Source organism: Citricoccus sp. CH26A (genome assembly GCF_000224415.1).
GTDB lineage: Bacteria > Actinomycetota > Actinomycetes > Actinomycetales > Micrococcaceae > Citricoccus.
The window spans coordinates 36,235-56,857 of the sequence record NZ_AFXQ01000016.1; the positions used below are offsets into that span (position 1 = coordinate 36,235).

Consider the following 20,623-nt stretch of genomic DNA (forward strand, 5'->3'; position numbering starts at 1 on the left):
ATGAGCGACCTGACGGCGGTCATCCTCTCCGGGGGCGCCTCCCGGCGCATGGGCACGGACAAGGCCTCCCTGGTACTCGACGGGGTCACCCTCCTCGAGCGCACCGCTGCGGCAGTCCGGGCAGCCGGGGCCACGCGGATCGTCGTGGTCGGCGATCCACCGGCCGCCGGTCCGGCCGGTGGATCGGCACCCACCGCGTCCGTGACGTCCGCCCTGGCCGGGGCCGCGTTCCTCCGCGAGGACCCGCCCCGCTCCGGCCCGGTGGCCGCGATGGAGGCCGCCCTGGGTGCGGTGGACACCTCCTGGATGCTGCTGGTCCCGTGCGACCTGGCGCGGCCCGCCGGGGCCTGCCGCGCCCTGGTGGATGTCGCCCTCGGGCCGGGCCGGGACGGTGCGGTGGCCGTGGACGCGACCGGCCACCGCCAGCACCTGACCGCCCTGCTGGACGTGGCCGCCCTGCGTGCCACCGCCCGGCCGGGCATCACCCGGGTGCGGGAGCGGTTGGCACCGCTCGACCTGGTCGAGGTCCCGGAGCCCGCGGACTCCCCCGGGCTCTGGGACGATATGGATACCCCCGAGGACATGGCCCGTGTACGGGCCCGGAGAGGAGCTGCCGTGACGGATGACCGGGACAACGAGGTGCCGGGGCTGCGGGACTGGATGGCCGCCGTCGTGACCGAGCTGGGCCTTCCCGAGGACGTGATCGTCCCCTCCCCGCTGCTGGACACGGCCCGGGACGTGGCCGATGCCGTCGTGCGGCCGGGGGCCCCGATGAGCACCTACCTGATCGGCGTGGCCCTGGGACTCCAGCTGGCCGGCGCCGGCGGGGACACCGACGAGGACACAGCCCAGGACACCGCGCAGCGGGTCCGCGAACTCGCCGCGCGGGTCCAGGACCTGGCCTCCCGGTACGACGCCGGCCCGGCGGGGGCGCGCTGATGGCCCGCGTGCGCCTGTTCGCCGGGGCCGCGGACATCCTCGGCGCCTCCGAACTCCGGCTGGACGCGGCCACGGCGGGAGAACTGCGTACCGCCCTGACCGCGGACCACGGCATCAGCGCCGAGCGGGTCATCGCCCGGTGCTCCCTGCTGGTGGACGGGGTCCGCGCCGTGGATGACGGCCACCCGGTCCGCGAGGACTCCCTGGTGGACGTGCTGCCGCCCTTCGCCGGGGGCTGAGTCAGGAGGGCGCCGGGGCCCCGTCCGGTCCGGACCCCGGTACGGCCGCGCGGGCACCGTCCTGCCGGCCGGTGAAGTGATCCATGGTCCGGTTCACGCCGAGGGCGTCCATGACCCGGTCGAAGACGCGCGTCGGCAGCGCGCGCAGGGCGGGCAGGGAGCGCACGAGCGGAGGCAGGACGAGCTGCTGCCGACCGGACTCGATGGCATCGACCACGGCCTCGGTCACCTCGTCCGGGTCCAGGATCGGCAGCAGTCTCGGGAACCGGGTCTGCACGCCGGCGAACATGCCGGTGCCGATGTAGAACGGGCAGACGGTGAGGGTGTTGATGCGGTGCCCGTCGGCGCGCAGCTCGTTGCGCAGGGACTCCATGAAGCCGACCGCCGCCCACTTGGACGCGGAGTAGTCCGTCTGCCGGGCCACGCCCACCAGGCCCGCGGCGCTCGCGATGGTGACGACGCTGCCGTGCCCGCGCTCGATCATCCCCCCGAGGAACGCCCTGGTGACCCAGTACAGGGCCAGCACGTTGACCTGCATGGTCCGCTCGATGGCCTCGTCCGGGATGTCCAGCAGCCGGGCGCCCGAGACCACGCCGGCGTTGTTGACCACCACGTCCACCGCCCCGGACTGTCCCGCGGCCCGGTGGACGGCCTCGCGGTCGGTCACGTCGACCACGCAGGACCGGGCTGCGCCACCGGCCGCACGGACCTGTTCGACGGTGGCCGCACCGGCCTGCGCCGAGAGGTCCCACACGATCACCTCTGCGCCGCGGCGGGCGGCCTCCACGGCCATGAGGCGGCCCAGGCCGGACCCGCCGCCGGTGATGAGCACGCGAGCGCCGCGCAGGCGGTACCCCCTGGTCCCGTTCAGGCTCCCGGCCATCGGCTGCTCCCTCTTCGCTCGGACCCGCATCGCTCCACGCTGGATGTCATGCCCCGGTCGTCATCGACGTCACCGACATCGCGGCCATCACGCCGCGCACGCCGGGACCACCCGTTCACCCACCGATCGCGTTCATCCCGCGGCCGGGCTGGACGAACCCGGGGTCGTCGATCCCGTGCCCGGCCTTCTTGGCCGCGACGGACACGTGCATGGCCGCGGCGAGCTCGGCGTCCGTGGCGCCCTCGCGCAGCAGCGTGCGCAGGTCGGTCTCCTCGCGGGCGAACAGGCAATTGCGCAGCTGGCCGTCGGCCGTGAACCGCAGCCGGTCGCAGTCCCCGCAGAACGGGGCCGAGACCGAGGCGATCACGCCCACGGTGTGGGGGCCGCCGTCCACGGTGTACAGCGCCGCGGGCGAGGAACCGCGGCCGGGCACCTCCGCCAGCTCGAACCGCTCCGCCAGCCGCTCGAGGATCTCCTCGCCGGAGACCAGGTGGTCCCGGCGCCAGGTGTGCCCGGCGTCCAGCGGCATCTGCTCGATGAAGCGCATCTGGGCGTCCTGGGACACCGCGAAGGCCACCAGGTCGGCCAGCTCGTCGTCGTTGACCCCCCGCATGGCCACCGCGTTGAGCTTGAGCGGGCGCAGCCCCGAGTCCCGCGCCGCCGCGATGCCGGCGAGGACGTCGGCGTGCCGGTCGCGGCGGGTCAGGTCCCGGAACCGGTCCGGGCGCAGCGTGTCCAGCGAGATGTTCACGCGGGCCAGCCCGGCGGACCGCAGGGCGGGCAGCCGCCGGTCCAGGGAGATCCCGTTGGTGGTCATGGCGATCGGCAGGGTGCCGCCGCCCGGCAGTGCGATCGCGGCCAGCCGGGCCACGATGTCCTCCAGGTCCGCCCGTAGCAGCGGCTCCCCGCCGGTCAGCCGCACCCCGGTGATGCCGTGGTCCACGGCGACGCGGACCAGCCGCTCGATCTGCCCGGCGTCCAGCAGCTCGTCCTTCGGCGTGAACGGCCCGGCGTCCTCGGGCATGCAGTAGGTGCAGCGCAGGGAGCACTTGTCCGTCAGCGAGACCCGCAGGTCCCGGTGGGCCCGGCCGAACCCGTCCGTGAGGGCGCCGGTCAGGTGCCCGCCGCCGGTCTGCGTCCGGCGCACGACGTCGGCCAGCTCCCCCCGCGTGGGCAGCAGCCGGACCGCCTCGGGACCGCCCGCGGGGTCCTGGCCCGCAGCGGACGTCCCGGCCGGTGCGGCGCCCGGCGCGGTGACGGTGCGGGTGGTCAGGACGACGGGCACCCCGGTCATGGCAGTCCCACCCAGTGGGCGTCCCCGGACGCGGTGTGCTGGCGCTTCCAGATGGGGACCTCGGCCTTGATGTCCTCGACCACGGCCCGGCAGGTCTCGAACGCCTCCGCGCGGTGGGCGGAGGCGACCGCGACCACCAGGGCGAGGTCCCCGACGTCGAGGTGGCCGGTCCGGTGCGCCGCGGCGATCCGGACCTCACCGGCCGGGTCCTGCGGCCCCCGGGCGTGGCGGGCAAGGACCTCGCGCAGGATCCGCTCGGCGTCCGGGTGGGAGCTGTAGTCCAGGGAGGTGACGGTGCCCTCGGCCTCCGGGTCGTGGTCGCGGACGATCCCGGTGAAGGTCAGGGCCGCACCGCACCGGGCGTTCACCACCGAGGCCTCCAGCGCCGCCGCGTCCAGGGGGCGGTCCGTGACGACGGCCGGTGGCGCGGTGTCCGGTGGCGCGACGGTGCGATCAGGAGCGGACATGGTCACCTCCGTCGAGCTGGTCCACCAGGTGGGGCAACAGCGGGGCGAGCAGCGGAACGGCCTGCTCGGCCGCCCGGCGCGACCCCGGCAGGGTCACGACGACGACCGGTCGGTGCCCGTCCGGCAGCGGCGGGTCGACGACCCCGGCCACGCCGCGCGAGAGCACCGCGGCCGGCGTCTGCTGGCGACCCGCACTGCGCAACAGCTCCGGGATGCCGGGCAGGTGCCGGGTGATCAGCGGGGTCACGGCCTCGGGCGTGCGGTCCCGCGGGCCGACCCCCGTCCCGCCGAGGGTGAGCACCACGCGTGCCCCGCCGAAACAGGCCGCGGCGACGGCCTCGCCCACCGGCACGTCGCCGTCGGGAACCACCCGGTGGTCCAGCGGCCAGTCCGGCAACGCCTCGGACAGCAGGGCGCGGACCGCCGCGCCGGCCGTGTCCTCAGCGGTCCCGGCCGACACCCGATCGGAGACCGTGAGGAGGTGAATCGTGTGCATGCTGCCTCCCAGGTCGCCAGTCTACGGAGGTCGTCAATGCGACGGGACCGGGGCCCGGAATCCGGCGGTCCGGGCCGGGGGCGGTAGCGTGGAAGGGTGGAACACACCTTCTCACTGCGCGCCGAATGGACCGGGAACCGGGGCACCGGGACCTCCGGATACAAGGACTACGCCCGGGACCTGGTCATCCAGGCCGAGGGCCCCGGAGAATTGTCCGGATCGGCCGCCCGCGCCTTCCACGGTGACGAGGAGCGGTGGAACCCGGAGCAGCTGCTGCTGGCGGCGCTCGCGGAGTGCCACCTGCTGTCCTACCTGCAGGCGGCCACCGCCGCGGGGATCGTGGTCACCGGAGCCTCCTGCCGCGCCGACTGCGTGCTCACCTTCGGGCCCGACGGCGGTTCGGTCACCTCCGCGACCCTGTCCCCCGAGATCTGGCTCGCCGACGAGTCCCAGCGAGACGCGGCCGAGGCCCTGCACGCGAGGGCCCATGAGCAGTGCTTCATCGCCCGCTCGGTGAACTTCCCGGTGGAGATCGTCCCGCAGCAGGTCCGGCAGATGCGCCACCTGCCGGACTTCGGCAGCCGGCTCGGAGCGCCCATCGCCGTGCTCACGCCGCGTCGGGGCAAGGCACCCAGCCGGGTGACCGGCCTGGAGAACCGGCCCGGGATGATGCCGGCGCCCACCCCTCCCGCGGCGGCTCCCCCCACGGCGGCCGCCGGGCCGGCGTCGGGACCGGGCACCGCGGCGGCCCCCGGAGGGGCGCAGCCGGAGAACGCCTCGTTCTACGACCAGGTGGGCGGGCACCAGACCTTCGCGAAGCTGGCCCGCGTGTTCTACGAGAGCGTGGCCGAGGACCCCGGGTTCCGCGCGATGTACCCCGAGGAGGACCTCGGCCCGGCCGAGGAGCGGTTGCGGATGTTCCTGGAGCAGTACTGGGGCGGTCCGCGCACCTACGGCGAGCAGCGCGGCCACCCCAGGCTGCGCATGCGCCACGCGCCCTTCACGATCGACTTCGCGGCCCGGGACGCCTGGTTGCGGCACATGCGGGTTGCCGTGGACTCCCTGGAGCTGGCCCCGCTGCACGAGCAGACCCTGTGGGACTACCTCGAGCGGGCCGCCCATTCCATGGTGAACTCCGCCTGAGGGGCCGGTTCCCTACAGGGCCAACGGCTGGCGGCACAGCACGAACCCGGCCGGGCTGGACAGCCGTACCCACGGGCCCGAGGTGTGGACCGTGGTGGTGCCCCCGGGGGTGAGGAAGCCCAGCCCGTGGGCGGCGAACGCGGCCCCGGCCGGCAGGAACCCGTCCCCGGCCTCCACGGAGGTGCCCCCGAGCAGCCGCCCCCACACGGCCGCGCGGGCCTGGGCGACCATCGAGGCCCCCGGGTCCTGCGGCAGGGCGGCCCCGAGCTCGCGGATCCCGTCCTGGGCGACCTGCTGGAGCTCGTCGTCCGCGACGGCGGCCACCGACGACCAGCCCGAGCGCGGCGGCGTCACGGCCGTCCACGGGGCGGCCTCGGTGACCGGGGGCAGGGTCAGGGCGGTGCGCGAGGTGGAGGTCATCCGGGCCAGGCGCTCCAGGACCGAGGACAACGGGTAGACCTCGTCCCAGCCGTCGGCGCCGACCCGGTCCAGGCGGAAGGTCCGCAGGCCCAGCGCCACCGGCACGCGGTCCCCCAGTCCCCGGGGCTGCAGGACCGAGACCCATGCGGCCAGGACCGGACCGACCACCTGCAGGCGCATCCCGGTGTCCGCCATGGTGCGGGCCCGGGTGGCATACCGCTCCAGGTCGGCGACGGCGTCGAGGTCCTCCAGGACGAGTTCCTGACCGGGGGCGGGCGTACCGGGGGCGGGCGTATCGGGGGCGGGCATGGCCCCCATTCTCCCATCGCCGGCGCGGGGTGAGGCCGGGGTGAGTGACAGGGATAGACTGGCGGGCAGGTTACCAACAGGTAGCCCTTCCTCGTCACGGTCGGAGGGACGGTCCATGGTGGCTGACAGGGTGCGGAGGCAACGGGGCAGGTTCCCCGAGGACCCCACGGACGTGTTGCGCCAGGTCCTGACGCTCACCGAGGACGGGCCCGACGAGGCGGGCGGGATCCGCTTCACCGGCCTCACCCCGCCCCAGGCCCGGGGACGGGTCTTCGGTGGCCAGGTGATGGCCCAGGCCCTGATGGCCGCGATCCGCACCGTCGACCCGGACCGGGCGATCCACTCGATGCACGGGTACTTCATCCGCCCCGGCGATGCCCTCAAGCCGATCTCGTTCGCGGTGGAGGACCTGCGCGACGGACGCTCGTTCTCGGTGCGCCGGGTGCAGGCGGAGCAGGACGGCGCGACGATCCTGTCCCTGATCTGCTCGTTCCAGGAACCGGCCACGGGAATCGAGCACCAGTCCCCCATGCCCTCCGGGGTCCCGGACCCGGAATCGCTGCCGAGCACCTCCCAGCGCCTGGGCCATTTCCAGCATCCGGTGGCGCAGGAGTGGTCCTGGGCCCGGCCCTTCGACATCCGTCACGTGGACGCCCCGATCGAGGCCACCCCCGCCCGGGAGAAGGTGGCCACCAACATGGTGTGGATGAAGACGTTCTCCACCCTGGAGGGTGACGCGAACCTGCACCGCGCGGCGCTGGCCTACGTCTCGGACTACACCCTGCTGGAGCCGGTCCTGCGCCGTCACGGCCTGGCATGGGTCCGCCCCGGCATGAGTGTGGCGTCCCTGGACCATGCGATGTGGTGGCACCGGCCGGCCCGGGTGGACGAGTGGCTGCTCTACGTCCAGACCAGCCACTCCGCCCAGGGTGCCCGCGGCCTCAGCCACGGCCGGATCTACTCCCGCGAGGGTGAGCTGGTGGCCTCCGTGGCCCAGGAGGGCATGCTCCGGGTGCCCGCGGGCACCAAGTACCGGGTGCAGGGCGCCGTCCAGAACCTGTTCCTGAAGACCGCCTGGCGCCCCTCCCGATAAGCCGGTACCCCTGCCCCCGGGTACCCCTTGTGGTCTACCTTGAGGGCATGCACATGCACGCCGACATGGACACGGGCTCCGGACCGGACCGGATCCTCACCGTCGTGGGCCCCTGGGACAGCCAGGTCGCCTACACGGCCGTGCACGCGGGCCATGACCTGCGGGAGGAGGTCCGGGATCTGATGGTGCTCGACGAGGCCGTCCGGTTCCGGGAGGAGGATCCCTATTCCGACCGGATCGGCGCCGGGATCGGCTCGGGCATGGTCATGCACCGGTCCAGGTTCGAGACCGACCTCAACCGTCCCCGGAGCACCTGCGTCTACGTCGTGCCGGAGCAGTGCTGGGGGCTCCGGGTCTGGCGGGACGGGCAACTGCCCCCGGACGTCGCCTGCCGGAGCCGGCAGGTCCACGACGCCTGGTTCGCCGAGCTCGAGCGCCGGGTCGCCCGGCTGGCGGCCCGGGGCCCGTTCGTGGTCTTCGACCTGCACACCTACAACCATCGCCGCGACGGTCCCGACGCCGAGCCCGCACCACAGGAGGGCAACCCGGACGTCAACGTGGGCACCGGCACCCTGGACCGGCAGCCCTGGATCCCCGTGGTCGATGCCTTCATGGAGGCTCTGTCCGCACCGGTCATCCCGGCCACCGGACGACGACTGGACGTGCGGGAGAACGTGCGGTTCTGGGGCCAGAACGAGGGACGCTGGGTCCACCGGCGGTTCCCCGACACCGCCTGCGTGCTCGCCCTGGAGTTCAAGAAGACCTTCATGGACGAATGGACCGGCGAGGTGGACGAGGCCCACCTGGGCCAGCTGGCCGACGCCCTGGCCGCCACGGTGGCCCCGGTGGAGGCGGCCTTGCGGGAGGTCTCGGTGCCGACGCCATGAGCAAGAAGAGCGACAACAAGACCGGGAACAAGTCCGGGAACAAGTCCGGCACCAAGGCCGCATCCAAGTCCGGCAGCACTTCCGGCAACAAGACTGCCTCCAAGACCGGCCGCAAGACCAGGAGCACGTCCGGTCCCACCTCGGATGCCAGGACGAGCGGGACGTCGGGCGTGACCTCGGGAGCGGCGAAGGCCGCGCGGAAGATCACCGCCACCACGCTCGGCGACAGGACGGACGGCGTGCGGCCTCCCGGTGACCGGGACGGCATCACGGCCTCGCTGCGCGACCGGGCGATCGATCACGAGCTGGCACTGGTCTCGCGGTCCTTCCGGTTCCTGCTGGACGTGACGCCCATGAACGTGGAGCAGGCCCGGGCGGAGTTCCTGGCCACCGGCGAACTGCCGGAGTTCCAGTACCGGACGCTGGAGGACGACCCGGACGTCCTGCGTCAGGTGCTCAAGGACATGCCCATCCGGGACGTGGACGACCCCGTCCTCGGCACGTTGCTGCGGGAGAAGCACCGCGAGCTGGGCCTGCAGATCGAGATGCTCGAGGCGCGGGACACCGCGGACTTCATGCCCCTGAGCATCGAACTGTACGGCGCGATCACCCCGGCGTTGCGGCAGATCGCCGATCGCCTCATGAGCACCGTGACCGTGCCGGAGGGTGCCGGGAAGAGCCTGGATGCGCACGAGGTGCTGACGCTGGCCCAGGAGGAGATCGACTACTACCGGGAGCAGGATGCCGACATCGAGATGCACGCCGAGATCCGCAAGGACGTCTCCGGCGTGATGGTCTCCGGGGAGTCCCTGATCCTGGGTCCGCAGTCCAAGGTCCAGGAGGTCCGCGCGCACGCCCTGATGCAGCACGAGGTCGGCACCCACCTGGTCACCCAGGTCAACGGGGCCACCCAGCCCATCAAGGTGATGGGCACGGGGTTGTCCGGGTACGACGAGACCCAGGAGGGCCTGGCCGTGCTGGCCGAGGTGGCCAGCGGGGGACTGACCGCGTTCCGCCTGCGTCAACTGGCCACCCGGATCATCACGGTGCACCGCATGGTCACCGGTGCCAGTTTCCGGGACGCGCACGACGCGCTCGTGGAGGAGGGCGTCCCCGCCTCCTCGGCCTTCACCACGACCATGCGTGCCTTCCGGTCCGGTGGCCTGACCAAGGACGCCATCTACCTGCGCGGCGTGCTCGACCTGATCGAGCACCTGCGCGCCGGTGGGACCCTGGACCTGCTGCTGCTGGGCAAGTTCTCGTTGCAGGACCTGCCGCTGGTGACCGACCTGAGGGACCGCGGTGTCCTGCAACCACCCCGGCTCCAGCCGCGCTGGCTGACCGAGAAGGATTGCATCGAGCGGTTGGACCGGCTGGCGGACCTGGATGATCCGGCCGACCTGGTGAACCGCTGAGCACCGTCGGCCGGCCCGGCCGACGGTGATCCCACTCGCTGTATCTGTGGATCGGAGGTCCATGAACATCGGATTCGTCGTCAACGACGTCGCCACCGAGAAGTCCACGTACACCACGACGCGTCTGGCGATGGCCGCCACGCAGCTGGGGCACGAGGCGCTGCTGACGGGTACCGGGGACTTCTCGTACGCACCGGACGGCACCCTCTCCGTGCGGGCCCACGGCACCGCGGCGAGGAACTACCGTTCGCTGGACCGGTACCTGGCGGACGTGCAGAAGCCCCGGTCCGTTCGCCAGGTCCCCATCCAGGACTTCGACGTGGTGATGCTGCGCAATGACCCCGCCGATGACGCGAAGGACCGTCCGTGGGCCTCCACGGCGGCCGTGGCCTTCGGCCGGCTGTTCGCCGCCAACGGCGTCCTGGTGGTCAATGACCCGCTCACCCTGGCCGGTGCCCTGTCCAAGGCCTACTTCCAGCACTTTCCCGACGTCGTGCGCCCGAGGACGCTGATCTCCCGGGACCAGCAGATGATCTCGGAGTTCATCGACGAGATGGACGGCAAGGCGGTGCTCAAGCCGCTCCAGGGCTCCGGAGGAAAGGGCGTGTTCGTGGTGGACCGCAAGGAGGCCCCGAACCGGAACCAGATCGTGGAGGCCATCGCCCGGGACGGGTACGTCGTGGCGCAGGAGTACCTGCCGGAGGCGAAGGAGGGGGACGTGCGGATGATGCTCCTGAACGGCACGCCCCTCCAGGTCGGCGGGAAGTACGCGGCGTTCCGCCGTCGCACCGCCAGTGGAGAGGTGCGGTCGAACATGTCGGCCGGGGGCACCGCGGAGGCCGTGCGGGTCACCGAGGAGATGCTGTACCTGGCCGAGGTGGTCCGTCCGAAGCTCATCGCGGACGGCTTGTTCCTGGTCGGCCTGGACATGGTCGGTGACAAGCTTATGGAGATCAACGTGTTCTCCCCGGGCGGCCTCGGCTCGTGCCTGCGGCTCTACGGCAAGGACTTCGCCGCGGCCATCATCCAGGACCTCGAACGCAAGCTGAGGGTCCGGAGTCACTACACCGAGGACCTGTGCAACGCCCGGCTGGCCACGATCTGAGACCACGCACGACGGCGGCCCCCACCTCGGTGGTGGGGGCCGCCGTCGTCGGGCGTCCGGCGTGGTGCCGGGACCGGTTCAGTCGCGGGTGAGCTTGCGGTGCGTGACCCGGTGCGGGCGCGCCGCCTCGGGGCCGAGCCGCTCGACCTTGTTCGCCTCGTAGGACTCGAAATTGCCCTCGAACCAGTACCAGTTCGCGGGGTCCTCCTCGGTGCCCTCGTAGGCCAGCATGTGGGTGGCCACCCGGTCCAGGAACCAGCGGTCGTGCGAGATGACCACCGCGCAGCCCGGGAACTCCAGCAGGGCGTTCTCGAGCGAGGTCAGGGTCTCGACGTCGAGGTCGTTGGTGGGCTCGTCGAGCAGCAGCAGGTTGCCGCCCTCCTTGAGGGTGAGTGCCAGGTTCAGGCGGTTGCGCTCACCGCCGGAGAGCACCCCGGCCTTCTTCTGCTGGTCCGGGCCCTTGAAGCCGAACGCCGAGACGTAGGCCCGCGAGGGCATCTCGACCTGTCCGACCTTGATGTAGTCCAGGCCGTCGGAGACGACCTCCCAGAGGGACTTCTCCGGGTCGATGCCTCCGCGGGACTGGTCCACGTAGGAGATCTTGACGGACTCGCCGACCTTCAGGTCGCCGTCGTCGAGGGGCTCGACGCCCACGATGGTCTTGAACAGGGTGGTCTTGCCGACGCCGTTGGGCCCGATGATCCCGACGATGCCGTTGGGCGGCAGGGAGAAGGACAGGCCGTCGATCAGCACGCGGTCGCCGAAGCCCTTCTTCAGGTTCTTCGCCTCGATGACCTGGGTGCCCAGGCGCGGGCCCGGCGGGATCTGGATCTCCTCGAAGTCCAGCTTCCGGGTCTTCTCGGCCTCGGCGGCCATCTCCTCGTACCGGGCCAGACGGGCCTTCGACTTGGCCTGGCGGCCCTTGGCGTTGGAGCGGACCCAGTCCAGTTCCTCGCTGAGCCGCTTGGCCAGCTTGGCGTCCTTCTTGCCCTGGACCTCCAGGCGGGCGCGCTTCTTCTCCAGGTAGGTCGAGTAGTTGCCCTCGTACGGGTACAGCCGGCCGCGGTCGACCTCGGCGATCCACTCGGCCACGTGGTCGAGGAAGTACCGGTCGTGGGTGATGGCGATGACGGCGCCCGGGTAGGCGGACAGGTGCCCCTCGAGCCACTGGACGGACTCGGCGTCGAGGTGGTTGGTGGGCTCGTCGAGCAGCAGCAGGTCCGGCTTCTGCAACAGCAGCTTGCACAGGGCCACGCGACGGCGCTCACCACCGGAGAGCTTGGTGACGTCCGCGTCGGGGTCGGGCAGCTGCAGGGCGTCCATGGCCTGGTCGAGCTGGGAGTCGATGTCCCAGGCGTCGGCCGCGTCGATCTCCTCCTGGAGCTTGCCCATCTCCTCCATCAGGGAGTCGAAGTCGGCATCGGGATCGGCCATCTGCTCGGAGATCTCGTTGTAGCGCTGGATCTTGCCGAGGATCTCCCCGACGCCCTCCTGCACGTTCCCGAGCACGTCCTTCTCCTCGTTGAGCGGGGGCTCCTGCAGCAGGATGCCCACCGTGTAACCGGGAGAGAGCCTGGCCTCGCCGTTGGAGGGCTGGTCCAGCCCCGCCATGATCTTCAGGATCGTGGACTTGCCCGCACCGTTGGGGCCGACCATGCCGATCTTCGCCCCCGGATAGAAGGACATCGTCACGTCGTCCAGGATCAGCTTGTCGCCCACTTTCTTGCGGGCCTTGACCATGGTGTAGATGAATTCCGCCATTCCTCAAGGCTAGTCGGTGGCCGCCGCATTTCCCGCATCGGCCGAAGGCGGCGGCCACCGCGCAGTCCGGGCCGCTCAGGCGAGCGTCAGGTCCCGCTCCTGCTCGGACACCTCCGAGGCCTCGTCGGGCGCGTCCGGCCCGTCCTCCAGGACCTCGCCGGTCGACCGGTCGACGCGGGGCTCATCGTCCTCGCCGAACGGTCCCTCGACCGGGGCCTCACCGACGTCGGCAGCCGGTCCGCCGGCGGTGGCCTCCCCCGTGCGTCCGCCGGACCGGGAGAACCGGGCCGTGCCGAGGGTGAGGTCGTGGCCGATGGAGTCGGCCTCGATCTCCACGGCCGTCCCGGTCCGGTCCCCGGCCTCCCAGGGGCGGACCTTGAGCCGGCCGGTGACGATCACCGGCATGCCCTTGGCCAGCGAGGCCCCCGCGTTCAGGGCCAGCGCCCGGAACATGTTGATCGTGAACCAGTTGGTCTGCCCGTCGACCCAGGCGTTGGCCTCCCGGTCGAAGCGCCGGTCGGTGGCGGCGAGACGGAAGTTGCCGACGGAGAAGCCGGCCTGGGCCATGCGGACCTGCGGATCGGTGGCCACGAAGCCACGGACGGTGATGTGTTCGCTCATGAAGGGGCCTTTCGGTGGACCGGCCGGGGCCGGCGAGTGAGCCGGCGTCGGCAAGAGGTCTCCGCCGCCGGGCCGGGCCTCATGCCCGGTCCTTCCCAGCACACCGCCCCGGCCGCGTCCCGCACAGGGGTCCCACCGGGGCCCGGGCACAACGCGCCGGTGACCCGTGACCTGTGGAGTTCGGTGCGGCCGGTAGAATGGCCGGGCCCAGCCCCAGTAGCTCAGTGGATAGAGCAGGAGCCTTCTAATCTCTTGGTCGGGGGTTCGACTCCCTCCTGGGGCGCATGTGACCGGCGTGGACCGCGCGAGAGGTGGACTGTGCAGGATCCGACGATGAACGCCCGCCGCCTCCCCCGCTGGGTCATCGGCATCCAGCCGGACCGCCGGGACGGTGCGGACACCGTGGGACCCACCACCACCGCAGGCCAGTGGCTGCAGCTCGGGGCCGTGATGGCCGTGGCGGCCGTGCTCTACCTCGTCCACTCCTTCCTGCGCTTCCGCAATTTCGAGGCCAAGGGCTACGACCTCGGCATCTTCGACCAGGCGGTGCGCCAGTACGCCCTGTTCCGGGAGCCGATCGTCCCGGTCAAGGGGGTGGACTTCAACATCCTCGGCGACCACTTCCACCCCGTCCTGGCGCTGCTGGCCCCGCTGTACTGGATCTGGGACGACCCGCGGGTGCTGAACATCGCCATGACGGCGCTCCTGGTCTCCACGGCCATTCCCGTCTACCTGTTCGCCCGCCGCCGGTTCTCCCACGCCACCGCGCTCACCGGCGCCGGCGCGATGCTGCTGTGGTGGCCGTTCCAGGCCATGGTCAACTGGGACTTCCACGAGATCGCCGTCGGCGTGCCGGTCATCGCCTGGGTCGTCTGGGCCATCGACGGCCGCCGGTACTGGCTGGCCACCGCGCTGGCCCTGACCCTGCTGTCCGTGCGCGAGGACATGGGCATCACCCTGCTGGCCATCGCGATGGTGCTGGCGATCAAGCGCGCCTGGGCGCCCGCCGTCGTCACCGCCGTGCTGGGCGTGGCCGGCTACGTCTTCGCCACCTCCGTGGTGATCCCCCGCTTCTCCCCGGAGGGCGAGTTCGGCTACTGGCAGTTCACCGCGCTGGGGCCGGACATGGGGTCCTCGATCGCCTTCATGCTCACCCAGCCCCTCGACGCGTTCGCGGTGCTCTTCGACCACCCGCTGAAGGTCGCCCTCTGGCTGCTGCACTTCGTGGCGTTGTGGCTGCTGCCGCTGTTGTCCCCCTACACGCTGATCGGCATGCCGATCCTGGCCTCCCGGTTGTTCAACGACCGGCTCAACGTGTGGAGCCCGGTCTACCAGTACGACGCGATCCTGGCGCCGGTCTTCCTCATGGCCGCGCTGGAGGCGCTGGCGCGCATCGGGGCCTGGCGTCACGCCCGGCGGGTGCGCGCGTCCGGTCCCCCAGAGCCCCCGTCCGGTCACGACGACGGCGCCCTCGCCTCGGGCGCCGGCAGCGACCGGGTGCCCCGGGCCGCGGGGGCGGGTGTACGCGGCTGGCGGGTGCCGACCGTCTTCGTGTCCGTCCTGCTGGGCTGCGGGGTGATCGGCACCGTGCTCTTCCCCCAGGTCTTCCCGTTCCAGCGCACCGTCACCGGGGACACCTGGCAACGGACCGAGTGGGCGCGGGCCCTGGACCGGGCCGTGGGGATGATCCCGGACGACGTGTGCGTCGAGGCGGCGGACAACGCGGTGCCGCACCTGGTGGACCGCACCTACGTGGGCCTGCACGGGGACATCGGCGATGACCTGGCGACCTGGATGATCATCGACACCACGGTCGAGGAGCTCGGTGGCTGGGACCCGCTGACCCCGGACCAGGCCCTGGAGCGTGCCGGGCGGCTCGGCTACGCGGTGGTCAGCGAGGACGACCACGGCATCTGGGTGCTGCACCGCGACCGGCCGGTGGATCCGGTGTGCGCGGACTACGTGCCGTAGCACCGGCGCGGAACGGGTGCGCCGTGCCGTGCCGTTGATCAGGGCTTTCCGTGCCTGGCGACCCCGACCTACCCTCGGGGACGCGGAGTTCGAGCCCGCACCCCCGAGAGCGAGGACGTCCACCGTGGAATCTGCAAACCCCTCACGCCGTCGGACCGTCCCCGGCGGGCAGGGAGCACCGGAGGAGGCAGCGCCGCGGGTGCTGGTCGGATATGCCAGCGCCCACGGCTCCACCGCCGAGATCGCCCAGCGCATCGCCGAGGTGCTGGGACACGCGGGGCTGACGGTGGAGGTGCTGCCGCTGCAGCAGGCCCCGAGCCCGGAGGGGTATGCGGCCGTGGTGCTGGGCAGCGCCATCCACCAGCAGGAGTGGCTGCCGACGGCCGCCGGGTACATCGCCCGCCATGCCCCCGCCCTGCGAGAGCGTCCGGTGTGGTTGTTCAGCGTGGGCATGACCTCGGCCCTGCCCCGCTGGATCCGCCGGAGCGCCCGCGCCGGCCAGGACCGGCGACTGGCCCAGGCGCTCCGGGACCAGGCAGCTCCCCGCGGACACCTGCTGGTGTCGGGAGTGGTCACTCCCGGGCAATTCCCCCGCTGGGTCAGAACCCTGTTCCGGGTGTTCGGCGCGCGCTTCGGCGACTACCGTGACTGGGCCCGCATCGAGGCCTGGGCGCAGGGCATCGCCGGGAGCCTGACGACCGTTCCCCCGAGGCACGCCGCCCGCTCCTGAGGTCGTCGAGGCCACGGGTCATCCGGTGGTGAGGATCCCTGTCGCATCGCGAGGGTCACCCTGACGGGGGGCGTCCGGGGCTGGCCGCGGCGCCGGCGATGACCTCCTCGGCGAGTTCCCGCACCGGGACGCCCCGTTGCCGGCTGGATTCGCGGAGCACCTGGAACGCCTCCTCGGGGCCGCACGCATGTCGACTCATCAGCACGCCCGTGGCCTGGTCGATCGCGGTGTGCCTGGTCGGGGCCGGTGGCCCGTGTTCCATCAGGTCGGGGTGACGCAACAACCTGACGGCCAGTTCCAGCGCCCGGGACGCCTCGGCAGCGAAACGCTTGCCCTCCATCAACTCACGCTGGCCGAAGGCGTACGGCTGGTTGGAGTACAGGTTGAGCGCGCCCACGGCGGAGTCCCCGCCGTGCAGTGGCAGTGACAACGTCGAGAGTGCGCCCAGGGACACGGCACGCTCCCGGTAGGTCTCGAACCGGTGCTCGGTGGTGAGGTTGTCGACGAGGACGACCTGGTTGGTGCGCAGTGCGGTCAGGCACGGGCCCTCGTCGTACCGGTACTGGATCTCGTCGAACCGGTAGGTGTCGTCCTCGCTGCTGGCCACTGTCGCCGGATGCCCCTCGCGCACGACCGTGACGCCGACGAAGACGTCGGGACCCAGGGCCTCGGCAGCGGCGTTCACCAGGGCCTGCAGGAAGCCCTCGAAGTGCTCGGTCGCCAGAACCTGTCCTCGCGCCCTGCGCGCTTGGCCGGATTCGTCCTCCCCGGCGGGGTGCGTCGCGGCGCTCTGCTCAGTCATCATGACACCGGGAATCCCGGGGGTACGAGCCCCGCGTTCAACAGCAGCGGAGGCGGCGCTCCCATGACACGCCTGGAGGGACTCCGACCGGACGATATTCGCACGGCAGGACTCCCGCGGCCAAGACTCCTTCGACCGTCCCACCGGGTGGCTGGCGAGACGACACCGTGCAGGTGGGTTCGGTCTGTTCAGGGCCTCGCGGCGGTCGCGGGGACCCTGTGCGCGGCTTGGCGTTCGGCGGCCTCGATGACGTTGGCGACCAGCATGACCCGGGTCATGGGTCCGACGCCGCCGGGGTTGGGTGAGATCCAGGAGGCGACGTCGGCCACGGCGGGTTCCACGTCGCCGACGATGCGGGTTCGCCCGTCCTGGTCCTTCTCCTGGGAGACTCCGACGTCCAGGACGATGGCGCCGGGTTTCACGTCGGCCTTGCGGACCATGTGGGCCGATCCGGCCGCGGCGATGATGATGTCCGCGGCGCGGATTTCCGCCTTCAGGTCGGTCGTCCCGGTGTGGGCCAGGACGACGGTGGCGTTGACGTCCTTGCGGGTGAGCACGAGTCCGGCGGGTCGGCCGATGGTGACGCCGCGGCCGATGACGAGCACCCGTTGCCCGGCCAGGTCGATGCCGTGGTGTCGTAGTAGCTGCACGCAGCCGGCCGGGGTGCAGGGCAGGGGGGATTCCAGCTGCCCGGAGACGGAGGCCACGAGCCGGCCGAGGTTGACCGGGTGCAGTCCGTCGGCGTCCTTGGCGGGGTCGATGCGTTCCAGTACCCGTTGGGTGTCGATGTGTGCCGGCAGCGGGAGCTGGACGATGTACCCGGTGCAGTCCGGGTCGTCGTTGAGCTCGTCCAGCACGGCGAGCAGTTGTTCTTCGGTGATGGTCTCGGGCAGGTCCCGGCGGATGGAGGCCACGCCGACCTGGGCGCAGTCCCGGTGCTTGCCGGCCACGTAGGACCGCGATCCCGGGTCCTCGCCGACGAGCACCGTGCCCAGTCCGGGGACGACACCCTGTTCGGCCAGCCTGGCCACTCGTTCGGCCAGGTCTGTCTTCATCGCCGCGGCCGTCGCGCGGCCGTCCAGTACTCGGGCAGTCATTGCGTGTGTCCTTTGAACGTCGTGTGTCGTGGTGGGCGGGCCCGGTGGTACCGGGCCCGCCCACGTGCCGGCCCGTTGGCCGGCGGTGGGGTGGCCGGTCAGCAGCGGATCTTCTCCATGGCCGGGTCCACGAGGGGTTCCTCGGTGATGGTGGCCGTGACCTCGCGGTCGAAGGTGCGCACGGTGACCTGGTCCCCGACCTCCAGGTGCTCGGGGACCCAGGCCAGGGCGATGGGCTGGTGCACGGTGTACCCGTAGTCGGCGCTGGTGACGAAGCCGGCGGGAATCCCGTCCACCAGGACCGGTTCGTGCCGGCCGGTCAGCACGGTGGTGCCGTCGTCCACGGTGAGGCAGCGCAGTACCCGGCCCCGACCGGAGCCGGCCAGTCCGGCCCGCTCGGCCAGGGCGCGGGCGCCGACGTAGCCGACCTTGTCCTTCTTGACGGCGAAGCCCAGGCCGGCCTGGTCGGGGTAGTGCCCGGTGTGCATGTCCGTGCCCCAGGACCGGTATCCCTTCTCCAGGCGCAGGCTGTTGAAGGCCCCGCGTCCGGCGGCGATGATCCCGTGGGCGGCGCCGGCCTCCCAGAGCGCGTCCCACAACCGTGCCCCGTTCTTGGCGTCGGTGTAGATCTCCCAGCCCAGCTCTCCCACGTAGGAGAGCCGGAGCAGGCGGACCGGGATCCCGGCGATCTCGGTCTCCACGCCCTGGAAGTACCGCAGCCCGTCGTTGGTGAGGTCCTGGTCGGTCAGCGGCTGGAGCACCGTGCGCGCGTTCGGGCCCCACAGGCCGATGCAGCAGGTCGCGTCGGTGATGTCCTCGACCGAGACCGGGCACTGCGGGTGGGCTTCGGTGAACCTCCGGGCCTGGACGGTGAGGTAGTTCGCGTCGATCCCGCCGTTGATGCCGGCCATGAACCGCTCGTCCCCGAGCCGGGCCACGGTGATGTCGCTGCGGATGCCCCCGGCCTCGTCCAGCATCAGCGTGTACGCCACCGCCCCGACCTTGCGGCGCATGTTGCCGGTGGTCAGCAGGTCCAGGAAGGACTCCGCACCGGCACCGGTGATGTCCACCCGGCGCAGGGCGGTCATGTCGTACATCGCCACGTTGGTCCGGGTGGCGTAGGCCTCGGCCGCGCTGATGGGCGAGGAGTACTGACCGGACCACGCGTCGCGCTGCGGCGGCACCCACTCCTGGGGCAGGCTCTCCAACAGGGAGGCGTTCGCCTCGTACCACTGCGGGCGTTCCCAGCCGGCGGCCTCCAGGAAGAACGCCCCCAGCTCCTGCTGCCGGGCGTGGAACGGGGAGAGCCGGAGGTTGCGGGGGGAGTCCTTGGGCTGCAGGGGGTGCTTGATGTGGTAGACCTCGACGAAGCTCTGCGCGGAGGTCTCCTGGATGTAGTCCCGCTCGAGCTGGACCTTCTCGAAGCGGTGCAGGTCCATCTCCCGCAGGTCGGCATCGCTGTGCCCGTCCACGAGCACCTGGGCCAGGGCACGGGCCACGCCGGCCGAGTGGGTGACCCAGACCGCCTCGGCCACGTACAGGCCGGCCACGTTCGAGGCCTCGCCCACCAGGGAGTTGCCGTCCGGGGTGAAGGAGAAGATGCCGTTGAAGGCATCCTCCACGGTGGTCTGTCCCAGCTCGGGCAGCAACCGCCGGCTGTCGTCCCAGGCGGGAGCGAAGTCCTGGGGGGTGAACTCGAGCCGGGAGGGCATCCGGTCGTTGGCCACGTCGACCTCCTGCGGCATCTGCTCGTAACCCACCGGGATCGGGCGGTGCCCATAGGAGCCGATACCGATCCGGGACCCGTGCTGACGGAAGTACAGGTTGTCCTCCTGCAGGCGCAGGATCGGCAACCGGGCGTTGTTGCCCGTGCCCACGGCCTGCTCCGTCTCGCCCCGCAGGGACGGCAGGGACGTGGTCCGGACATACTGGTGGGCCATCGGCACCAGCGGAATGGTCATCCCGGCCATCTCCCCCAGCTCCGGCCCCCAGAAACCACCGGCGCAGATCACGATGTCCGCGGCAACGACCTCATCCCCGCACCGGACCCCGGTGACCCGCCCGCAGGACTCCTCGATCCCGGTGACCAGCGTGTTCTCCCGGAACACCGCCCCACGGGACTCCGCCCGCCGGCGCAACACCTCCACCGCCAACAGGGACGAGGCCAGCCCGTCCGTGGGCACGTACAACCCACCCAACAGCAGGCTCTCATCCACCAACGGATGCAGGCGCTTGGCCTCCGCGGCATCCACGACCCGGGACTCCACACCCCAGCAGGCATTGAAGTTGTTCCGCCGGTGCAGCTCCGCCAACCGCTCCGGGGTCGTGGCCACCTCCAACCCGCCCACCGGGTTGAACGCCGCCGCCCCGTCCTTGACCAGGCCCAGGAGCTTGCTCCCCGTATAGGCCGCCAGCTCCGAGAGCAGCTCCGAGGGGGTGGACTGGAAGACCAGCCCGGGAGCATGCGAGGTCGACCCCCCCGTGGAGGGGATCGGCCCGCGGTCCAGGACGGTCAGATCCGTCCACCCCCGCTGGGTGAGTTCATCGGCCAGGTTGGCCCCGACGATGCCGGCCCCGATCACGACGACGCGCGGAGATTCCATGATGGTGTCCAATCCTTCAGTCCCCAGACCGGGAACGTCGTACACAAGTCGTATATGAGCAACGTAGTGACCCGCCTCACGCTCCGTCAAGGGGCAAAATCAGCAGGGATCGCCCTCTTGCGCGAAGGTGTGATGTGGGTTAAGTTTTTCCGCATTCGTCATATATCTGTTGCATGTGGCTCTCATACGACCGTGCTCCTCGTGGCGTGCTTCCTACTGATCGGCCTCACGGCGTCTGTCGCCTGGGCCCCGAGACCAAGGAGAAGTCCCTCGCATGAGCATCCCGCTGTCCATCACCCACGCGGCGTCACCCTCAGGGATGCCCCCGGCGCCCGTCAGTGGCCCAGT

General features: G+C 71.5%; 19 protein-coding genes, 1 tRNA gene and 1 pseudogene. 11 read left to right on the forward strand and 10 right to left on the reverse strand.

Features of this window, described 5'->3' with window-relative positions; translation table 11 throughout:
* Together CITRI_RS17400 and CITRI_RS0110645 are read left to right on the forward strand one after the other, a co-directional pair.
* On the forward strand, positions 1-939 hold the full coding sequence (locus tag CITRI_RS17400) for an NTP transferase domain-containing protein (RefSeq protein ID WP_141566072.1): 939 nt from the start codon (positions 1-3) through the stop codon (positions 937-939).
* Positions 939-1,178: a MoaD/ThiS family protein gene (locus tag CITRI_RS0110645; protein WP_010144784.1), complete on the forward strand. Its 240-nt coding sequence runs from the start codon at positions 939-941 to the stop codon at positions 1,176-1,178. Before CITRI_RS17400 ends, CITRI_RS0110645 begins: the two co-directional genes overlap by 1 nt.
* Position 1,179: 1 nt before the next feature.
* On the opposite strand, the gene CITRI_RS0110650 is transcribed toward CITRI_RS0110645, so the two are convergent.
* From CITRI_RS0110650 to CITRI_RS0110665, 4 genes are all read right to left on the reverse strand, one after another.
* Positions 1,180-2,061: an SDR family oxidoreductase gene (locus CITRI_RS0110650; RefSeq protein WP_010144785.1), complete on the reverse strand. Its 882-nt coding sequence runs from the start codon at positions 2,059-2,061 to the stop codon at positions 1,180-1,182.
* Between the two features lie 115 nt (positions 2,062-2,176).
* Positions 2,177-3,355, reverse strand: a complete 1,179-nt coding sequence (gene moaA, locus CITRI_RS0110655; RefSeq protein ID WP_010144786.1) for a GTP 3',8-cyclase MoaA — start codon at positions 3,353-3,355, stop codon at positions 2,177-2,179.
* Positions 3,352-3,822: a molybdenum cofactor biosynthesis protein MoaE gene (locus CITRI_RS0110660; RefSeq protein ID WP_010144787.1), complete on the reverse strand. Its 471-nt coding sequence runs from the start codon at positions 3,820-3,822 to the stop codon at positions 3,352-3,354. Before CITRI_RS0110660 ends, moaA begins: the two co-directional genes overlap by 4 nt.
* On the reverse strand, positions 3,809-4,318 hold the full coding sequence (locus tag CITRI_RS0110665; protein ID WP_010144789.1) for a molybdenum cofactor biosynthesis protein B: 510 nt from the start codon (positions 4,316-4,318) through the stop codon (positions 3,809-3,811). Before CITRI_RS0110665 ends, CITRI_RS0110660 begins: the two co-directional genes overlap by 14 nt.
* Positions 4,319-4,414: 96 nt before the next feature.
* Here CITRI_RS0110665 and CITRI_RS19920 point away from each other — a divergent pair.
* Together CITRI_RS19920 and CITRI_RS19925 are read left to right on the forward strand one after the other, a co-directional pair.
* Positions 4,415-4,792 (forward strand): annotated as a pseudogene (locus CITRI_RS19920) (OsmC family protein); the annotation flags it as partial.
* Positions 4,793-4,987: 195 nt separating this feature from the next.
* Positions 4,988-5,461 carry a globin gene (locus tag CITRI_RS19925; protein WP_202798443.1) on the forward strand — a complete coding sequence of 158 codons (474 nt, stop codon included), beginning with the start codon at positions 4,988-4,990 and terminating at the stop codon, positions 5,459-5,461.
* A gap of 12 nt (positions 5,462-5,473) precedes the next feature.
* On the opposite strand, the gene CITRI_RS0110675 is transcribed toward CITRI_RS19925, so the two are convergent.
* Complete coding sequence (locus CITRI_RS0110675) at positions 5,474-6,190, reverse strand: hypothetical protein (RefSeq protein ID WP_010144791.1); 717 nt, start codon at positions 6,188-6,190, stop codon at positions 5,474-5,476.
* A 115-nt stretch (positions 6,191-6,305) separates the two neighbouring features.
* On the opposite strand from CITRI_RS0110675, the gene CITRI_RS17405 reads away from it, so the two are divergent.
* The 4 genes from CITRI_RS17405 to CITRI_RS0110695 all read left to right on the forward strand — a co-directional run bounded on the left by CITRI_RS17405 (position 6,306) and on the right by CITRI_RS0110695 (position 10,690).
* Positions 6,306-7,283, forward strand: coding sequence for an acyl-CoA thioesterase II (locus CITRI_RS17405; RefSeq protein WP_050813660.1), 978 nt, complete (start codon positions 6,306-6,308; stop codon positions 7,281-7,283).
* A 47-nt stretch (positions 7,284-7,330) separates the two neighbouring features.
* Positions 7,331-8,170 carry an N-formylglutamate amidohydrolase gene (locus CITRI_RS0110685; RefSeq protein ID WP_010144793.1) on the forward strand — a complete coding sequence of 280 codons (840 nt, stop codon included), beginning with the start codon at positions 7,331-7,333 and terminating at the stop codon, positions 8,168-8,170.
* Positions 8,167-9,585 carry a flavohemoglobin expression-modulating QEGLA motif protein gene (locus CITRI_RS0110690; protein ID WP_010144794.1) on the forward strand — a complete coding sequence of 473 codons (1,419 nt, stop codon included), beginning with the start codon at positions 8,167-8,169 and terminating at the stop codon, positions 9,583-9,585. The genes CITRI_RS0110685 and CITRI_RS0110690 overlap by 4 nt, the downstream gene beginning before the upstream one ends.
* 61 nt (positions 9,586-9,646) lie before the next feature.
* Positions 9,647-10,690 (forward strand): glutathione synthetase, encoded by a 1,044-nt coding sequence (locus CITRI_RS0110695; RefSeq protein ID WP_010144795.1) that lies wholly within the window; start codon positions 9,647-9,649, stop codon positions 10,688-10,690.
* Positions 10,691-10,768: 78 nt separating this feature from the next.
* Here the strand turns inward: CITRI_RS0110695 and ettA are convergent, their stop codons facing one another.
* A complete protein-coding gene (gene ettA / locus CITRI_RS0110700; RefSeq protein WP_010144796.1) occupies positions 10,769-12,451 on the reverse strand; it encodes an energy-dependent translational throttle protein EttA in 1,683 nt (560 codons plus the stop codon).
* A 75-nt stretch (positions 12,452-12,526) separates the two neighbouring features.
* Complete coding sequence (gene ssb / locus CITRI_RS18470) at positions 12,527-13,072, reverse strand: single-stranded DNA-binding protein (protein WP_010144797.1); 546 nt, start codon at positions 13,070-13,072, stop codon at positions 12,527-12,529.
* A gap of 210 nt (positions 13,073-13,282) precedes the next feature.
* On the opposite strand from ssb, the gene CITRI_RS0110710 reads away from it, so the two are divergent.
* The 3 genes from CITRI_RS0110710 (at position 13,283) to CITRI_RS0110720 (ending at position 15,773) form a co-directional block, all read left to right on the forward strand.
* Positions 13,283-13,355 (forward strand) — tRNA-Arg (locus tag CITRI_RS0110710).
* A 50-nt stretch (positions 13,356-13,405) separates the two neighbouring features.
* Entirely contained in the window at positions 13,406-15,043 is a 1,638-nt protein-coding gene (locus CITRI_RS0110715) for a DUF2079 domain-containing protein (RefSeq protein WP_010144798.1), read from the forward strand.
* 124 nt (positions 15,044-15,167) lie between these two features.
* On the forward strand, positions 15,168-15,773 hold the full coding sequence (locus tag CITRI_RS0110720) for a flavodoxin domain-containing protein (protein ID WP_141566074.1): 606 nt from the start codon (positions 15,168-15,170) through the stop codon (positions 15,771-15,773).
* A gap of 55 nt (positions 15,774-15,828) precedes the next feature.
* On the opposite strand, the gene CITRI_RS0110725 is transcribed toward CITRI_RS0110720, so the two are convergent.
* The 3 genes from CITRI_RS0110725 to CITRI_RS0110735 form a co-directional block, all read right to left on the reverse strand.
* Positions 15,829-16,575 carry a GAF and ANTAR domain-containing protein gene (locus tag CITRI_RS0110725; RefSeq protein ID WP_157998926.1) on the reverse strand — a complete coding sequence of 249 codons (747 nt, stop codon included), beginning with the start codon at positions 16,573-16,575 and terminating at the stop codon, positions 15,829-15,831.
* A 188-nt stretch (positions 16,576-16,763) separates the two neighbouring features.
* The gene (locus tag CITRI_RS0110730) at positions 16,764-17,672 is read right to left on the reverse strand and encodes a bifunctional methylenetetrahydrofolate dehydrogenase/methenyltetrahydrofolate cyclohydrolase (protein WP_010144801.1); all 909 of its coding nucleotides are present in this window, start codon (positions 17,670-17,672) and stop codon (positions 16,764-16,766) included.
* Positions 17,673-17,770: 98 nt separating this feature from the next.
* Positions 17,771-20,275, reverse strand: coding sequence for an FAD-dependent oxidoreductase (locus CITRI_RS0110735; protein WP_010144803.1), 2,505 nt, complete (start codon positions 20,273-20,275; stop codon positions 17,771-17,773).
* Between the last annotated feature and the right edge of the window lie 348 nt (positions 20,276-20,623).

Excerpts from the sequence above, each read along its gene's own strand:
- CITRI_RS17400 (WP_141566072.1), top strand. The coding sequence starts at position 1 with ATGAGCGACCTGACGGCGGTCATCCTCTCCGGGGGCGCCTCCCGGCGC.
- CITRI_RS0110645 (WP_010144784.1), top strand. The coding sequence starts at position 939 with ATGGCCCGCGTGCGCCTGTTCGCCGGGGCCGCGGACATCCTCGGCGCC.
- CITRI_RS0110650 (WP_010144785.1), bottom strand. The coding sequence starts at position 2,061 with ATGGCCGGGAGCCTGAACGGGACCAGGGGGTACCGCCTGCGCGGCGCT.
- moaA (WP_010144786.1), bottom strand. The coding sequence starts at position 3,355 with ATGACCGGGGTGCCCGTCGTCCTGACCACCCGCACCGTCACCGCGCCG.
- CITRI_RS0110660 (WP_010144787.1), bottom strand. The coding sequence starts at position 3,822 with ATGTCCGCTCCTGATCGCACCGTCGCGCCACCGGACACCGCGCCACCG.
- CITRI_RS0110665 (WP_010144789.1), bottom strand. The coding sequence starts at position 4,318 with ATGCACACGATTCACCTCCTCACGGTCTCCGATCGGGTGTCGGCCGGG.
- CITRI_RS19925 (WP_202798443.1), top strand. The coding sequence starts at position 4,988 with ATGCCGGCGCCCACCCCTCCCGCGGCGGCTCCCCCCACGGCGGCCGCC.
- CITRI_RS0110675 (WP_010144791.1), bottom strand. The coding sequence starts at position 6,190 with ATGCCCGCCCCCGATACGCCCGCCCCCGGTACGCCCGCCCCCGGTCAG.
- CITRI_RS17405 (WP_050813660.1), top strand. The coding sequence starts at position 6,306 with ATGGTGGCTGACAGGGTGCGGAGGCAACGGGGCAGGTTCCCCGAGGAC.
- CITRI_RS0110685 (WP_010144793.1), top strand. The coding sequence starts at position 7,331 with ATGCACATGCACGCCGACATGGACACGGGCTCCGGACCGGACCGGATC.
- CITRI_RS0110690 (WP_010144794.1), top strand. The coding sequence starts at position 8,167 with ATGAGCAAGAAGAGCGACAACAAGACCGGGAACAAGTCCGGGAACAAG.
- CITRI_RS0110695 (WP_010144795.1), top strand. The coding sequence starts at position 9,647 with ATGAACATCGGATTCGTCGTCAACGACGTCGCCACCGAGAAGTCCACG.
- ettA (WP_010144796.1), bottom strand. The coding sequence starts at position 12,451 with ATGGCGGAATTCATCTACACCATGGTCAAGGCCCGCAAGAAAGTGGGC.
- ssb (WP_010144797.1), bottom strand. The coding sequence starts at position 13,072 with ATGAGCGAACACATCACCGTCCGTGGCTTCGTGGCCACCGATCCGCAG.
- CITRI_RS0110715 (WP_010144798.1), top strand. The coding sequence starts at position 13,406 with ATGAACGCCCGCCGCCTCCCCCGCTGGGTCATCGGCATCCAGCCGGAC.
- CITRI_RS0110725 (WP_157998926.1), bottom strand. The coding sequence starts at position 16,575 with ATGACTGAGCAGAGCGCCGCGACGCACCCCGCCGGGGAGGACGAATCC.
- CITRI_RS0110730 (WP_010144801.1), bottom strand. The coding sequence starts at position 17,672 with ATGACTGCCCGAGTACTGGACGGCCGCGCGACGGCCGCGGCGATGAAG.
- CITRI_RS0110735 (WP_010144803.1), bottom strand. The coding sequence starts at position 20,275 with ATGGAATCTCCGCGCGTCGTCGTGATCGGGGCCGGCATCGTCGGGGCC.